Origin of the sequence: Propionimicrobium sp. PCR01-08-3 (assembly GCF_030286045.1) — a bacterium.
Taxonomy (GTDB): domain Bacteria; phylum Actinomycetota; class Actinomycetes; order Propionibacteriales; family Propionibacteriaceae; genus Brooklawnia.
This window is the reverse complement of the sequence record NZ_CP127390.1, coordinates 1669723-1684922: the sequence shown is the minus strand read 5'-3', so window position 1 is coordinate 1684922 and position 15200 is coordinate 1669723. Positions and strand designations below refer to the sequence as shown.

Annotated in this window: 14 protein-coding genes and 1 tRNA gene; 3 read left to right on the top strand and 12 right to left on the bottom strand. The window is 63.2% G+C overall.

The annotated features are described in order from the left end of the window. Nucleotides 1-8 precede the first annotated feature (8 nt). From dhaK to QQ658_RS07685, 9 genes are all read right to left on the bottom strand, one after another. Nucleotides 9-1004: a dihydroxyacetone kinase subunit DhaK gene (gene dhaK, locus QQ658_RS07725; protein WP_286024302.1), complete on the bottom strand. Its 996-nt coding sequence runs from the start codon at nucleotides 1002-1004 to the stop codon at nucleotides 9-11. Nucleotides 1005-1247: 243 nt separating this feature from the next. Continuing rightward, nucleotides 1248-1883, bottom strand: a complete 636-nt coding sequence (gene dhaL / locus QQ658_RS07720; protein ID WP_286024301.1) for a dihydroxyacetone kinase subunit DhaL — start codon at nucleotides 1881-1883, stop codon at nucleotides 1248-1250. 301 nt (nucleotides 1884-2184) lie between these two features. Beyond that, entirely contained in the window at nucleotides 2185-2712 is a 528-nt protein-coding gene (locus QQ658_RS07715) for an O-acetyl-ADP-ribose deacetylase (protein ID WP_286024300.1), read from the bottom strand. A gap of 54 nt (nucleotides 2713-2766) precedes the next feature. Beyond that, complete coding sequence (locus QQ658_RS07710) at nucleotides 2767-3408, bottom strand: N-acyl homoserine lactonase family protein (protein ID WP_286024299.1); 642 nt, start codon at nucleotides 3406-3408, stop codon at nucleotides 2767-2769. Further along, entirely contained in the window at nucleotides 3405-4091 is a 687-nt protein-coding gene (locus QQ658_RS07705) for a hypothetical protein (protein ID WP_286024298.1), read from the bottom strand. Before QQ658_RS07705 ends, QQ658_RS07710 begins: the two co-directional genes overlap by 4 nt. After that, a complete protein-coding gene (locus tag QQ658_RS07700; protein WP_286024297.1) occupies nucleotides 4088-4558 on the bottom strand; it encodes a hypothetical protein in 471 nt (156 codons plus the stop codon). The genes QQ658_RS07705 and QQ658_RS07700 overlap by 4 nt, the downstream gene beginning before the upstream one ends. Before the next feature lie 142 nt (nucleotides 4559-4700). Next, nucleotides 4701-4774: transfer RNA gene (locus QQ658_RS07695), tRNA-Ile, on the bottom strand. A 650-nt stretch (nucleotides 4775-5424) separates the two neighbouring features. Next, on the bottom strand, nucleotides 5425-6387 hold the full coding sequence (locus QQ658_RS07690; RefSeq protein WP_286024296.1) for a DUF368 domain-containing protein: 963 nt from the start codon (nucleotides 6385-6387) through the stop codon (nucleotides 5425-5427). A gap of 316 nt (nucleotides 6388-6703) precedes the next feature. Then, nucleotides 6704-7450: an NRDE family protein gene (locus QQ658_RS07685; RefSeq protein ID WP_286024295.1), complete on the bottom strand. Its 747-nt coding sequence runs from the start codon at nucleotides 7448-7450 to the stop codon at nucleotides 6704-6706. Between the two features lie 206 nt (nucleotides 7451-7656). Between QQ658_RS07685 and coaBC the strand changes: the two genes are divergently transcribed. Next, nucleotides 7657-8901: a bifunctional phosphopantothenoylcysteine decarboxylase/phosphopantothenate--cysteine ligase CoaBC gene (gene coaBC, locus QQ658_RS07680; protein WP_502928903.1), complete on the top strand. Its 1245-nt coding sequence runs from the start codon at nucleotides 7657-7659 to the stop codon at nucleotides 8899-8901. Nucleotides 8902-9005: 104 nt separating this feature from the next. Here coaBC and QQ658_RS07675 read toward each other — a convergent pair whose 3' ends face one another. From QQ658_RS07675 to QQ658_RS07665, 3 genes are all read right to left on the bottom strand, one after another. Continuing rightward, the gene (locus tag QQ658_RS07675; RefSeq protein WP_286024293.1) at nucleotides 9006-9494 is read right to left on the bottom strand and encodes a carbonic anhydrase; all 489 of its coding nucleotides are present in this window, start codon (nucleotides 9492-9494) and stop codon (nucleotides 9006-9008) included. A 16-nt stretch (nucleotides 9495-9510) separates the two neighbouring features. Then, nucleotides 9511-11967 (bottom strand): DNA gyrase/topoisomerase IV subunit A, encoded by a 2457-nt coding sequence (locus QQ658_RS07670; protein WP_286024292.1) that lies wholly within the window; start codon nucleotides 11965-11967, stop codon nucleotides 9511-9513. Between the two features lie 284 nt (nucleotides 11968-12251). Beyond that, nucleotides 12252-13295, bottom strand: a complete 1044-nt coding sequence (locus QQ658_RS07665; protein WP_286024291.1) for an App1 family protein phosphatidate phosphatase — start codon at nucleotides 13293-13295, stop codon at nucleotides 12252-12254. Between the two features lie 162 nt (nucleotides 13296-13457). Here QQ658_RS07665 and QQ658_RS07660 point away from each other — a divergent pair, with 162 nt between their 5' ends. Together QQ658_RS07660 and QQ658_RS07655 are read left to right on the top strand one after the other, a co-directional pair. Continuing rightward, on the top strand, nucleotides 13458-14045 hold the full coding sequence (locus QQ658_RS07660; RefSeq protein ID WP_286024290.1) for a DUF5998 family protein: 588 nt from the start codon (nucleotides 13458-13460) through the stop codon (nucleotides 14043-14045). A 2-nt stretch (nucleotides 14046-14047) separates the two neighbouring features. Further along, complete coding sequence (locus tag QQ658_RS07655) at nucleotides 14048-15199, top strand: alkaline phosphatase family protein (protein ID WP_286024289.1); 1152 nt, start codon at nucleotides 14048-14050, stop codon at nucleotides 15197-15199. Nucleotide 15200: the final 1 nt, after the last annotated feature.

Sequence of the window (15200 nt, the reverse complement as noted above, 5' to 3'; positions counted from 1 at the left end):
CTGATCTTCTAGAACACTCTGATGGCGGTCTGCGCGGGTGCGCTCAACAGGTCTTTGATCTCGTCGTCGAGCTTCACCAGGGTGATGGACGCCCCGGCCATCTCGAGCGACGTGCAGTATTCACCCACATAGCTGCGCCAGACGCTGATGCCTCGATCGGCGAGCTTGCCATGAGCGATGCCGTAGAGCAGATAGAGCTCGGAGATCGGGGTCCCGCCGAGCCCGTTGACCATCAGCGCCACTTCGTCGCCTGATTCGTAGGGCAGATCGGGGACGATCGCCTCCAGCAGCTCGTCCACGATCTCGTCAGCCGGGACCAGTTTGTCGCGGCGACGCCCGGGCTCGCCATGGATGCCGACACCGACCTCCATCTCGTCGTCGGCCAGCTGGAACAACGGCTCGCCCTTGGCCGGGGGAGTACACGGCGACAGCGCGATGCCCATCGAGCGGGTCACCGAGTTCACCTTCTCACCCACACGGACGACCTCATCGAGATCGGCTCCCTGCTCGGCCTTGGCGCCGCACGCCTTCATCACGAAGAAGTTACCGGCAACGCCGCGGCGTCCGACGGTGAAAGTGGAGTCCTTGACCGCGACATCATCGTTGATGAACAGGGTCGCGACCTTGAACTCCTCGGCCTGAAGCATTTCGGCCGCCATCTCAAAGGCCATCTTGTCGCCGGTATAGTTGTTGACCAGCAAGAGAATCCCCTTGTCGGACGCTAGAAGCTTGGCGGATTCGTAGACATAGTCCATCGGCGGGGCGGCGAAGACATCGCCCGGGCAAGCGCCGTCGAGCATTCCCGGCCCGACCGCCATCACATGGGCGGGCTCATGGCCCGAACCCGATCCTTGAATGATCGTGACCTTGTCATCATTGGGCGCATCGGCGCGCATGATCAGGTTGTATTCGGGCACATACTTCAATGTGTCCGGATTGGCCAACGCGATCCCGGTGAGCATCTCGGGCACATATTGCTGGGGATCATTGACGAACTTCTTCATTGGAGCTCCTTTGATCTGAACTGCGGTGCGCAATTTTCGCATTCCCGCAACGCGGTTGACATTTCGTATTTGTACTTGTGGTGCTTATTTCCTTGCGGTGCCGTCAGCCATCGGCTTGGTGGATATGGCAGGTGTGTTGATCCTCGCCGCTTACGGCGGTTCTTATCGGCGGATTTGTAGGTTTCGGTTCCGGTGGTGCAGGCACGACGTGGCTGCAATTGACGCCCCTGCCGGTGATGGAGGTCAGCGATCGGGCCAATCCTTGGCGACTGCCGAGGCCAGTACGCCGATCGCCGTTGCTCCGGCGTCCACCGAACCGATGCTGCGTTCGCCGGTATAGGCTGCGCGGCCCCGCTTGGCCTCAAGCTTGCTGGTGGCTTCGGCTGCCTCGACCGCACGGGCGGCCGTATCGTCCAGCACCTGGCCGATCGGTAGATCCTCGGCGAGCTTGTGCTCGAGGGTGTCGGTCATCGGCACAAGGGCGTCCAACAAGGTCTTTTCACCCAAGGACGCGCCGCCGCGCGCCATGATGCCCTCTGCCGCCGACCGCAGCATCGCGACGGCGGTGGCATCATCAAAGACATCCGTCTTCTTGGCGACCATGGACGCCCGCAGGAATGCGGTGCCCCAGATCGGCCCCGAGGTGCCTCCGACGCGGCTGGTGACCACCATCGCCACCTTCTGCAGAAAGACGGCGACGCTGGAGCGATCGAAATCGTCCCATTGCTCGAGGACCTTCTCAAAGCCGCGGGCCAACGAATACCCGAAATCGCCATCTCCGACGACCGAATCCAGATCGCAGAAGTATTTCTCATTGTCAATCGCTGTTTGGGCGATCGTTTTCACCACGTACTCGGTGAGCACCAACGGCTCTGACATCGACCACTCCTTCGTGTTTGTCAACGTGATTCCAGAGTATCCACCTGCTCCGACGAAAATGCCGAAGTGTTGAACAAGCGGGTGTGCGTCAGGTTTGTGGCCTGGGTTAGAGAATGTGGTCGCGGTCTGATTGGTGGAGGCTTCTGATGGCGAGGCCGGGGCCGAGCCCGTGGAGGTTCCCGTGCGTGCCCAATTCGCCCTGAACAAGAAACCGGGGCCCTGGTGCCGGAACGCGCTGTTGGTCTGATTGAGTGCCGCCTTCGACGATTCTCGCTCACAATGCGTGTGGATCGTCCCGGAATCAGGAGGGGTTGGTGACCTCATCAAGAGCATGCTGAAACGCGTCGAAAACCTGCGCATTGAACAGCCAGAAGCGTACCTGGGTGACCTCCGGGTGCTCGGTGGTTGCCTCGGCCACGGTCGTGATGGCGATGCGAGCCGCCTCGTCAAGCGGATACCCGTACACACCGGCCGAGATCGCGGGAAACGCGACTCGGGCACAGTTGTTCTGGGCGGCGATTTCGAAGCTGCGCCGATAGGCGCTGGCGAGCAGCTGGGGCTCGCCGTGCTTGCCATCACGATAGACGGGGCCGACCGTGTGAATGACGTGCGCGGCGGGCAGCTGGTAGCCCTTGGTGATCTTCGCATCACCCGTCTCGCAGCCGTGCAAGGTGCGGCATTCGGCAAGGAGCCCAGGACCGGCGGCGCGATGGATCGCGCCATCGACGCCGCCTCCACCCAGTAGTGATTTGTTGGCGGCGTTCACGATCGCATCCACCTCACGGTCGGTCGTGATGTCGCCCTGCAGAAGTGTGATCTGAGCACTCATACATCGACTGTAGATCCCGGCCGGCGAGGCCGGGCTCGTCCTCGTCTATTCGGCTTACTTGTCGCTTCGGGTGTCATCGGGACGCCATGGTTCTTGCTCGTGCGAGAGCCATACGAGCCTCGGGTCGAGCGCACGAATGAGCTGTTGACCTTCCGTTTTGGGATTGATGAGTTCGCCGGACCACACTGCCGCGTCCCCGGCGATAATGACGGACCGATCGCCGGTGCCGATCACCACAATCTGCGAACCGCGGGTGTGCCCCGGCGCCGGCACCAACCGTACGCCGGGCAACAGCTCGAACTCGCCGTCCACCGGATGGTACTGCAACGCAACGTCTCGCGGATCGACCCACTCTCGAATCGTGTAATCATCCTGCGTCCGGGCGTCTTCGAGCTCTCGCCGCTGAACATAGATCGGTCGATCGGCGAACAGGTGATTGCCTCCGCAGTGGTCGAAATGCAGGTGAGTGTTGACCACGATGTCGATACCGCTGAGGTCAAGATTCTGCTCGGTCAATGGCCGGATCCGAGGGTCGAGATCGGAGACTGCCGGATGCAGCTCGGTCAGCCCCGTGTCGACGAGCACCGTCGCCTGGGGGTGCTCGATGAGGTAGACGTAGATCGGCATGCCCACCCCGGCCAGGTCTCCGACGTGGACAGGCGTGACGGTGATCTCGGGCTCGTCGGTGCTCATCATTGCTCGCCACCTTCACTGCGCCCTCCGTTCCTTTGGACGAAGAGCCACCACAGCGATTGGGCCAAAAGCACTGTCACCAGGCCGGCGGCCGCGAGCACGGGGGAGTTCTGAGCCCAGGCGCCGCCAAACACGGCGACCAGCAAGGACGCCGCGATGACTGCGACAAGCAGAATCACGCGCGGCCCGATCGAGGTGCTATTTCGCTTGCGCACGACCGACAGGGCAAGCCCGGCGACCTGCACGACCGCAACACCGATACCGGAGCCGATCGCGTAGGCGACAACTCCCGTAGAAATCGGTGTGTTGTTGACCGCCAGGATGACCGCGGCCGCCGTGACGAGCGGAGCGGCGGCGTCCAAGACAGCTGCGAGCAGCCGCCAGGAACCGGCACCGTCGGGATCTTGTCGTTTTCTGGGAATGAAGTCCCACGCGCGCGCCTCATGCCAGCGACTCGCTGCAAAGGCGATCACGAAAGTGCTGACTGGGGCTGCAAGTGATGCCAGCAGGCTGCCCCCGAGCGTCCATACGATCGCGCCGATGGCGACGGCCATCGGGAGTGAGCACAGGCGCGCGAACCACCATCCGCGCAGGTACAAGGAACGCGCCTCGGGTATATCTATCGGATGAAGCAGCCGTTTCACGGACGCGTCGGGCAGTGCTACTGCCTCGTGTATGTCGTTCATGATCTTCTCCAAGGTGTCGTCTTGAGATAATCGGGATCTACGCTCGCTCGGGCGAGTTCATAGACCTTCTGTCGCGCGACGCCGAGCGCACCGCCGACCGTCACCGCACTGAACTCATCGAGCAGCGCCTCCACGCAGACCGAGCGGACGCCCGCGGCACGGGCAACAAGGTGCGACATGAGCGCACTGACCTCCGCCGCCAGCAGCGCGGCGGCTTGCTCCCCACCGAATGCGGACGCCCAGTTATCTGCGCCCGAGGCAGCGGCTGCATAAAGTCGATCTCCACCGTCTTCGAGGTGGGACGCGACCTCGCCCGGGGTGACGCCCGCGGCCTCGAATCTTTCGATGACCGCGGCGACCGTTGCGGGACTGTCCTTCCGACGATGCGCAAGGACGCCCGTCCACTCCGCCTGCTTCGATGAAGTCGCAGCCGGATGGGAGTTGTCACCCCTGGGATTACTCTTCATGTGAATATCGTGACACCTTGGCTCACGCTCGTCAACCCCGGGGTGACAGATTTTGTCGTCTTGGTCTTGAGTCGCACTCAGGAGCGTGGGGGAGACTTGACCGCTCGGTCGCTTGTTCGAGTAACGGTCGGTTTCTTATCGGTAGGGCGTGCGGGGCTCGAACCCGCGACCCAAGGATTATGAGTCCTCTGCTCTAACCTGCTGAGCTAACGCCCCCTGCGCCGGATTCACCCAAGCCACCGCCCGAGGCGGTGTCGATGAATTCAGGACCAGCGGGGGCCAGTCTAGCGGTAGCGTCCAGAAAGCGCCTAGTCCGAGAAAGAGCACAGGCAGGAACGGACGGCCCACCGGCGCCGCCTTGGCTAGTTCGGAAATAACTCGAGATAGCTGTATCTCATTTCGGGCCGAAATTGCGGCCTCCGGAAGGAGCGCCGATGCTGGTTTGAAACGATTGGACTCGGGCTTGATCGAACCGGCCGCCCTGGTCATTCGAGAACGAGACCGTCACGAATTCGGAGGAGATGCCTGGGAAGAATCAACTTTAGTTGACAAGTTATCCACAGATGCGTCGTTTTCCTTGACTCGCTATCGGAGCTGGCAGAAACTTACAGTGCTTAGTCGTTCCGCTACGCACTCCCAGGGCGCAGCAGCCGCGCCGCCGCTACGGGTAATTGCCCGATGTTTGCGGTGGCGCGCTGCTCGCGAAATCACACCTTCCCAATGATGGAATGACGGCTACTCATTGCTTCTGGGATCGGGTTAAGCCATGAGCTGCTACTCGACGCGTCCATTGTTCGATGCTCCCATCGATGAGAGCACCATCGGCATAACGACCGATCAAGGCATGAATTGTCTGGGTGGTGGGCTCAGCCGGCGGCCGACTCGATCGCCTCACGCTGTACCGAGACCCTGTCCTCGAGCCTGCTGAACAGCCAGGATGCGATCGTCCCCACGATGAACAGGGCGACGGCGAAAACCAACGCCACAGGCAGACTGAGCCTTGCGTCCGCAAGCCCCGAAGCCGTGAACGAAGGAAAGACAACGGTCGGGAAAATCGCCAGCGACGAACCGACGACCATGCCCAGAATGAAGTGATACATGCCGGCGTAATAGTGGTCGAATGCCCAGGCCGCAGCCTTGGCGAAGACCAGCACACAGACGATCAGCCCCAGCACCAGCGGAATGATGACGCCGAAATCGAAGTCCTTGATTCCGGCGGCCATCTTGTCGTAGAGGCCGAAATAGATCAGGAAATTCGAGGGGCTCATGCCCGGCACGATCACGCCCAAACCGATGAGTGCGCCCGAACCGAGCCAAATGAACCAGTTCGGTGTGACATCGATCATCGACTGGCCGCCGACAAGCATGATCACGAAGATCACCACGGCGGCCGCGGCGAAGATGATCCAATGAGTCGGGTTTCGCCCCTGCTTGCCGGCCTGCCGGTAAAGCGAGGGGAAGGTGCCGACCACGAAACCGATGAAAAGACAGATGAATTGCGCAGCAAAGCGACCGAAGGCTGCGTCCACGACGATCGAGAAAAGTACGATTCCAATGACCGCACCGATGCCGATCGGAATGAAATAGAGCACATTTCTTCCGAAACGGTGGAACGGCTTCGCCAAGAAGCGGATGATCGGGTCATATACCCGAAAGATCACCGCTAGCACCCCACCCGATAATCCGGGCAGAATGAATCCGATACCCACCAAGATTCCCTTGACCATCCGGATCAGCCACGCGCCGACGCTCTCCGGCTCATTGAGATAGGCATCTGTTGCGGGTTGCGGCTGTGCGCTGCTCGGTTGACTATTGATCGGCTCGCTCATCTGTATCCTTCGTCGGGGTCCCGGACGATACTACCCGGCGAGTTTTCGAGAACCTTCTGACGAGGGTCTATTCCGGGTCAACCCGCAGGCTTTGCTCAGCTCCGCAGCCATCCCCGAAACGGTGCTGGAGGAGCCCGGCAACCGGTAACTCCGCAGCCACGATCTGGCCACACCTCGCCGCACTTCCTCGATCGGACGAGCGCGGTGGCACGATCTGCTGATGTCTCCCGCCCCTCCGCAGAGCAGATCGAACGGGTGCGGCCCGACGTCAATCGCTTGCTGGGCAGCGCCTGTCATCACGTGATCACTGACGTCATCACACGATCTGCGCGAGCGGCGTGGCGCCCTCCAGGGACCCAGGTTCGGGCAGCATAGACCATGCCAGCGCGACCGTATCTACGTGGATTTCGGCGACGCAGACCAGCAATGACAGCGTTGGATAACCGTGTGGGCGGTTGTCGCGGATGATGGCCTCGTCGTCGTCCGGCCCCAGTTGGCCACTGCTGGCGAGCAGATCGAGCCACTGCTGCCGCCAATCTTCGAAGGGCACATGCGAATCCCACTGGGCGGCCAGCTCGCGGAAATCAGGTAGCCAACGGGCAACTCGTGCCGTACCGGGATCATCCAGATCATCGTGTGCGATCATGTGGACGCCGGGCCGGGGTGTCTCGCGATGCAGGCGCGCACCCGTCCAACTGACCAGCCCGGTGTGGGCGCCATTGATCTCGATGAGGTTGAAGGTCGCCGTGTTCGGCGCGTCCGGAATGCTCGCTCCCTGGATGGAGGCGAGCACGATGCCGCCCCGCGATTCGAGTTGATCGTCGGGGGAGGCCAGCACCTCGGGATTGCGGTTCAGCAGCACCGACAGTCGTCCCGTCGACGGGTTCTCGGCGAGCCACGCCCCGTTGGCCCGGCGGTCTCTGACACCGACGACACCCGGGTGTTCGCTCGGCCACCATGCGCCGGGCGGATCCCACGGACGATTCGGATCCTCGTCGCGCACCGCTAGCAGCCTGGTAGGGCCTTCCGGGCTATCGGGAACCTGGACGATGACGGTGCACATGCTCGTGCAGTATAAGCGCAGAATCGTCGACGGCCTGTAGACGAAAATCGATGGATCTGGCATAAGCCTGATTCAGGACAGACCCGGATCTGGCAAATGACGTGCAGAGCTGCTGCCCCGCATTCGACCGAGTTTTGCGCGGTGAGGGATTGGGCCGGCGCCTTCTCGTAGGCCAGCAGTGGATCGCGGATGGCCGCGATGAAAAGATGGATGCCATGAACATCGTGCTGGGAGTCAGCGGGGGAATCGCCGCCTACAAAGCCGTCATGGTGGCGCGGTTGCTGGCGGAAGAGGGCCATGACGTGCATATCGTGCCCACCGAGGACGCCCTACATTTCGTCGGCAAGCCGACCTGGGAGGCTATCAGCCGTCATCCGGTGACCACCTCGGTGCACGAGAATGTTGCCGAGGTTCGCCATGTCGCGCTTGGTCAGCAGGCCGATCTGGTGATCGTTGCCCCTGCCACCGCCAACACGCTGGCCAAGATGGCCACCGGCATCGCCGACAACCTCCTCGGCACCACCTTGTTGGCCACCCAGGCGCCGGTGCTGGTGGCGCCTGCCATGCACACCCAGATGTGGCTCCATCCGGCGACTCAGGCCAACATGGCGACGCTGCGTTCCCGGGGCGTGCAGGTGATCGGGCCCGACAAGGGACGTCTCACCGGTGCGGATTCCGGGCCGGGACGCATGAGTGAGCCCGCCGAGATCGTTCAACGCGCCATCGAGCTTCTCGCCGCGCGCGAGGCACACGGTGATCTGGCCGGAGTGAGGATCGTGGTCAGCGCCGGCGGCACCCGGGAACCGATCGATCCCGTCCGCTATATCGGCAACCGCTCGAGCGGACGCCAAGGAGGCGCGCTTGCGCAAGCCGCCGCCGCGCGCGGCGCCACTGTCACGGTGCTCGCGGCCAATGTCGAGGACGCGGTTCTCGCCGAGATCGCCGACTTACCTGCCGTAGACATCGAGCAGGTCGGCACCGCCGCCGACCTTCAGGAAGCCGTTCAACGACATGCGGATAGTGCAGACGTCATCGTGATGGCGGCCGCGGTGGCCGACTACCGGGTCGAGTCGGTTCACGACACGAAACTGCGCAAGGAAGAGGCGTCCGGACCGGTGCTGAGCCTCGAACTCGTCGAGAACCCGGACATCCTGCGCGGATTGGTGGCAGCACGCAGACCCGGGCAGATCATCGTGGGTTTCGCGGCAGAGACTGCTTCGGACGAGGACGCCCTGCTTGAGTTGGGACGAAGCAAGCTCGCCCGCAAGGGGGTCGATCTGTTGGCGGTCAACGCGGTGGGGTGGACGCAAGGGTTCGAGTCCACCGAAAACACGCTCTACGTGCTCGCCGCTGGCGGCGAGCTGGTGGCGACAGCGAGTGGGACGAAACGTGAGGCCGCCGACGGGTTGCTGGACGCGATAGCGGGGCTGCCCGGCCGTCAGAAACTTTGAGGCAAGTGCCATCGCTGCCGGCGCAGTGATCCGGGGCTTATCATGTTCGGATCGAATGAAAGCTCTCCCCGCGCAGACATCGCCGAATAGGCAGCCAGGGTTCCTCAGTAGAGCTGCGTGAGCCTTCTGGTGTCGACGTCGTAATCGAACCCGCCGATCTCGGCGAAGCGTCCGATCAATTCGTGGTTGCGCAAGGTCTCGATGTCGGCTGCCAGATGCCCGAGCCGATCGGTGTCGGCACCGAAGGCCATGTCGAAATTCTTGATGCCGCTGGAGGCGGCGACCTTGTCGCGAAGTGTGGATTCAAGTCCGGCCATCGCGCATTTGGTGTGCGCGACCACCATGATGCGATCGACTCCCAGCGCGTGCACCGCGAGCACGCAACCTGCCAACGCGTCCGGCGTCAGATGAGCACCCGGGGTACGCAGCACCTTTGCGTCCCCGATCTTCAGGCCGGTCATCGGCAGCGGATCGACCCGGCAATCCATACAGGTCAGCAGACAAACCCCGGCCTGTGCACGGCCCTCCAGCTGACGTGGCCCAAAACCCTCGGCATAGGCGGCATTTGCCGCGAGCAGATCATCGAACGACACTCCGCCATAGTAGGCGCTACGGACGAAGATGCCTGCTCGCCACCGCGGCGATCGGTTTGGCGGCCGGGGTGCCGGAGCCGTCCCGGCGTCCGGTGGCAGGCGGCAGCTCGACCGCAGAGCCCGACGATGAGGCAGCAATCGCAGGCGCCGGTCCCGCCCAGCCCAGCATCAAGGTGTCCTCGCCTTTCAAGAAACGATGGCAGCGCACCCCTCCGGTTGCGCGTCCCTTCGAGGGATACTCACCGAAATCGGACACCTTCACACTGCCCGGTTCGGTACCCGGCAGCGACGACGAGCTACCGGACACCGTCACCACGACCGAGCCCTGAGCCGGGGCAGCGCCGAACCACACCACGTGCGCACCCTTGCCGAGCTTGATACCGGCCATGCCCGAACCTCCGCGGCCCTGGCCGCGCACCAGGGACGCCGAGAAGTGCAGCAACTGTGCGTCGGAGGTGATGAAGACGAGCTCATCGTCCAGGTCATGCAACTCGAGTGCTCCCACTACCTCGTCGCCATCGGCCAGATTGATCACGCTCCACTCGTCCTTGCTGGCGAGCAACTCGGCATTGACTCGTTTCACCACACCAGAGCGGGTACCCAACGCCAAACCGAGCGACGCGTCGGCGAGCGAGGTCAGGCCCAGCACCCGCTCACCTTTGGCCAACTCGACCAGGTCGGCGATCTTGGTGCCGCCTTGCAGATTGGGTGAGGTCGCGGTCGGCGGCACCGACGGTAGCTCGATCGCCTTCGCCTTGATCAGGCGTCCATGCGAGGTCAGCACACCGTACTCGGCGTGCGTGCTCGCCCGGAGGGCGCAGACGATCGCGTCATGCTTGCTGCGCCTGGCGTCATCGGAGGTCTCCGGCAACTCGGCCACATCGAGGCGGGCGATCCGTCCGGCGGAGCTGAGCATCAGCCAGCACGGCTCGTCCGGGATCTCCAGCGGGGCAGTGGCGGCGCTGCTGGCGGCGGCTCCGGAATCGGCCAGCAGCACGGTGCGGCGCGGGGTGCCGAACTTGTTGACGACCTCGTCGAGTTCGTCGGCGACCAGCTTGTGCAGCACCTGCTCGTCGTCCAGAATCCGGGTCAGCCGCTCGATCTCGGCCCGCAACTCGTCGCGCTCGGACTCCAGCTCGATCCGGCTCAGTTTGGTCAGCCGGCGCAGCTGCAGGTCAAGAATGTAGTTGGCCTGGACTTCGGTGAGTTCGAAGGCTTCGATCAGGCGGGCCCTGGCTTCGGCCACGTCCTCGGAGCTGCGGATGATCGCGATCACATCGTCGATGTCGAGCAGTGCCAGCAGCATGCCTTCGACCAGATGCAGCCGGTCGGTCGCCTTGCCGAGTTGGAATTTGGTGCGGCGGGTCGTCACGTCGATGCGGTGATCGAGGTAGACCTGCAGCATTTCGAGCAGCGAAAGCGTGCGCGGCTGGCCGTCGACCAACGCCACGGCGTTGATCGCGAAGGTGTCCTCGAGCTTGGTGAACTTGAACAGCTGGGCGAGCAGGGCATCGGGGTTGATGCCGTTCTTGATCTCTATCACCATGCGAGTGCCGTTGGTCAGATCGGTGAGATCTTTGACGTCGGCGATACCGCTGACCTTCTTACGGCTGACCAGATCCTTGATCTGCTCCATGATCTTCTCGGGGCCGACCCCGTGCGGCAGCGAGGTCACCACGATGCCCTTGCGGCGCGGGGTCACCTGCTCGATCTTGCAGGTGGCACGCAGCTTGAACGAACCTCGTCCGGACGCGTACGCGTCGCGCACGCCGCTCAATCCGATGATGGTTCCGCCGGTCGGGAAGTCCGGACCGGGGACATAGCGCATCAAAGCGTCGAGGTCGGCGTCCGGATGGCCGAGGAGATGCTTGAGTGCGCCGACGACCTCGACCAGGTTGTGTGGGGCGAGGTTGGTGGCCATTCCGACGGCGATACCGGACGCCCCGTTGACCAGCAGATTCGGGAAGGCGGCCGGAAGCACCGCAGGCTCCAGCTCTTTGCCGTCGTAGTTCGGGCGGAAGTCGACCGTGTCCTGATCGATACCGGCAACCATGGCCATGGCGGGCGGTGCCAGCCGGCATTCGGTGTAGCGGTACGCGGCGGGCCCGGCGTCCAAGGAACCGAAGTTGCCGTGGCCGTCGATGGTGGGCAGCCGCATCGACCAATCCTGGCCCAGCCGCACCAGCGCGTCGTAGATCGCCGAGTCGCCGTGCGGGTGCAGCAGCCCCATCACCTGACCAACCACGCGGGCGCACTTCACGTGCGGCTTGTCGGGGCGAAGCCCCATGTCGTGCATGGTGTAGAGGATGCGGCGCTGAACAGGCTTCAAGCCATCTCTGGCGTCCGGCAGGGCACGGGCATAGATGACCGAATAGGCGTATTCGAGATAGCTGGTCTCCATCTCGGACGAGATATCGATGTCGATGATGCGTTCTTCGAGATCTTCGACATCGGCTGGTGTCTTGGTGGCCATAAAACGACGTCTTCTCCTGATAGCTTCTCGCAGACCGAAGGGCCCGGGCACCCTCCAGAGAACTCCCGACCCGCACATTCTCTGCAGGGCCCCTGGCCTGGATCCACCGGTGTACAGCTTCGCGGACCCGGGCTCGGTCCCCGTCCATCATGCATTGTGCCGCCCAAAGCAGTTCGTGCGCCGGTGCGACACTCGGTCGGACGCACAGTTCGGCGCTCGGACCGACTCACGCGTCCTAAGGACCCTCCGATAAATTACCGCCGCGTTAATTTAACGTCAGGCCCTTAATCGGAGTCGAGAGCTTCACGTACCTGGGGTGCTAGGTCGTCTCCGTCGGCGCCGGCCACCTCGGTGACCACCGCAGGCTCCCACCTGAGGTCGGCAGAATCGCGCAAGACTGCGGCCGTGCCGTGCGCGAGGATCTGTTCGGTTGACGACAGCTGCCTGATAGCGATCAGCTGCACGTGATCGGGACGCAGCTCGGCGAATTCCCGGTAGAGAGCCGGATCATGCTGCCCGTCGTCGCCGACGAGCACCCATTTGATATGGGGAAAGTCACGCGCCAGCTCTGCCAGGGCCCGGCGCTTGTGATCGGGGCCGCTGCGGAACCAGGCATTCTGGGTGGGGCCGAGATCGGTGAGCAGCATCGGCCCTTCGGGAAAACCGTGGCGGTGCATGAAGCGATTCAGAAATGGCACGGTATTCCAGGCGCCGGTCGATACGTAGACGATGGGGGCGCCCGGGTGGTCCTTCAGCAGCTTCTGATACATCCTTGCCATGCCCGGCACGGCTTGGCGGTTGCCCTCGGTCATCACGAACGAATTCCATGCGGCCAGCGCGATCCTGGGCAGCCAGGTCGACAAGATGGTGTCGTCGACGTCGCTGATCAGTCCGAAATGTTGGTCGTCGCCGACGATCTGAATCGGGGCGCCGGTCTCGGGTGCCTCGTCGGTGCTCAGTGTCACCTCGTGCCAGCCTTCGGCCAGGCCGGTACCCTTCACCGTGACGTCGATATAGCCGCCCCGGTCGGTCATCAATTCGAGTTCCTCGTCGCCGACGCGTACCGTCACCGGACGCCTGGGAACCCCGGCATTGAAGAAGTTGCGCCAGCCGCGCCGATGTAAGAACGCCTCGGCATACATACCCAGGTAGCTGCGGGCCTTGATCGGACGTAGCACCAGGCGTCCGAGAACCCGCACATGCTCGGGTGAGCCGTAGCCGGTGAACGGGATGATTGATTCGCGCCAACCTCGGTGGCGCAGAAACTCCACGACCTGGTCGGTAAAGAAGTCGTCAATTCGTGTGCCGACGAATTGCTGTGACCCCATGGGGCTCAACAGTAGCGGCCGGCGGCTCCTCAGAGAATTAAGGACCCTCAGATGAATTACCGCTGCGTTAATTCATCGTCAGGCCCTCACGCTGTGCATCAGATGCGTGGAGGCGCGTCGGGCGGTGCGGCGTATTTCGCGTCCAGGTGGCAGGATGATGGGGTGAAACGAGAACTGAAGACCGGCACCGGCCAGCTACCACCGGCATTGCTGAGCCAGGTCAACGACTGCGGTTTCTTCCCACAGCTGGTTACCGATTCTGTGGGGCTGGCGGTCGGTGATGAGCCCGTGGATGTCTTTCTCGTCCATCACGAGGCGACTTTCGCTCCCGAAGGCATCGGACGCCACCTGTCGGTGCTGGTGCTCACCGCGACCCGGTTGGTGGTCTGCCATACCGATGAACACAACGGCGAGAGCGGTGGCCCCACGGCCATCAGCTCAACCGAATCGGTTCCGCTGCGGCTGCTGGGTACCGTCGCGATGACCAGAGTGGTTTCGCAGCCCGAACAATTCGGTGGTGACGGCGCCGAGACTGTCGAGACCTGGCTGACGCTCAGCTGGAACACGATGCGCAGGCTCGAACTGGAGCCGGCCAGCTGCGGCGACCCCTCCTGCACGGCAGACCACGGATTTTCCGGCACCTCGGCCGCCGAAGACATGGTGATCAGGATGAGCCCGGTGTCCGACGGCGCCGAAAGCGTGCAACGGCTCGTCGATTTCGGTACCACATTGCAGCACCGGGTGCACTGACGGTGTCGTCGATTCAGCTTCCTGACTACGGCAGATCGACTCTCGCAGAGATCCTGCCCGCCGTCGCATCGCACCTCTTGACCGAAGATGGTGCGTGCGACACGCCTTCTGCTCACGACGTGCTGGGCATACCGGACGCAACCCGCTACGTCGTCGTGATGGTCGACGGCCTCGGCCACCATCTGCTGGCGGCCCAGCGTTATCGTGCGCCTTATCTGGGCGGCTTGCTCGATACGGCGATAGCGCTGACCAGTGCCGTGCCATCGACGACGGCGACGTCGCTGACCACCGTCGGCACCGGTGTCGCACCCGGACGCCACGGCATCGTCGGTTACTCGTTCAGGGCGCTGAACGAGATCGTCAACGCGCTCGCCTGGGATGACCGGCTTGACCCCTTGACCTTTCAGCCCCAACCCACCTGGCTGGAAAGACTGCAGGCGCATCCCGATATCGCGGTCAGCACCGTGTCGCTGGCGAAGTTCCGCAATTCGGGATTGACCAGGGCTGCCCTTCGTGGCCCAAAATTCATCGGCCTGCCCAGCGAGGACGACACCGGCCGCCGTATCAAGCAGATCGTCAAGGCGTCCGGGCAGGGCGAACGGTCGCTGGTCTATGCCTATGAGCGCCGGTTGGATCATGCCGGGCATGGCGTCGGTTGTGGTTCCGAAGAATGGGTTCGAACCCTGGACGAAGTGGACGCGTGGCTCGAGCAACTGCACAACGCCCTCGATCCCCATACCTGCCTGCTGGTAACCGGCGATCATGGCATGGTCGACGTACCGGCAAGCCACCAGATCATCATCGAAGACACCCCGGCGCTCGCCTCGGGGCTCGATCTCATCGGTGGCGAAGGACGCCTGCGTCAGCTTTACTGCGATCGCCCGGCCGAAGTCGCCGCCAGGTGGCGGCGCTTCCTCGGCGAGCGAGCCATCGTGAGACGTCGCCAAGAAGCCATCGATGAGGGATGGTTCGGCCCGGTCGACGACCGGATGCGCAATCGGATCGGTGATGTGCTGGTCGCTCTGCTCGACGACTGGGCGGTGATGACGTTATCGAAGCCCGGAGAACTCACGCTCGTGGGGCAACACGGTTCACTCACCCCCGCGGAGATGCGCGTCCCGTTGCTGTTCGATCGGCTGAGCCCCGATCCGTAGC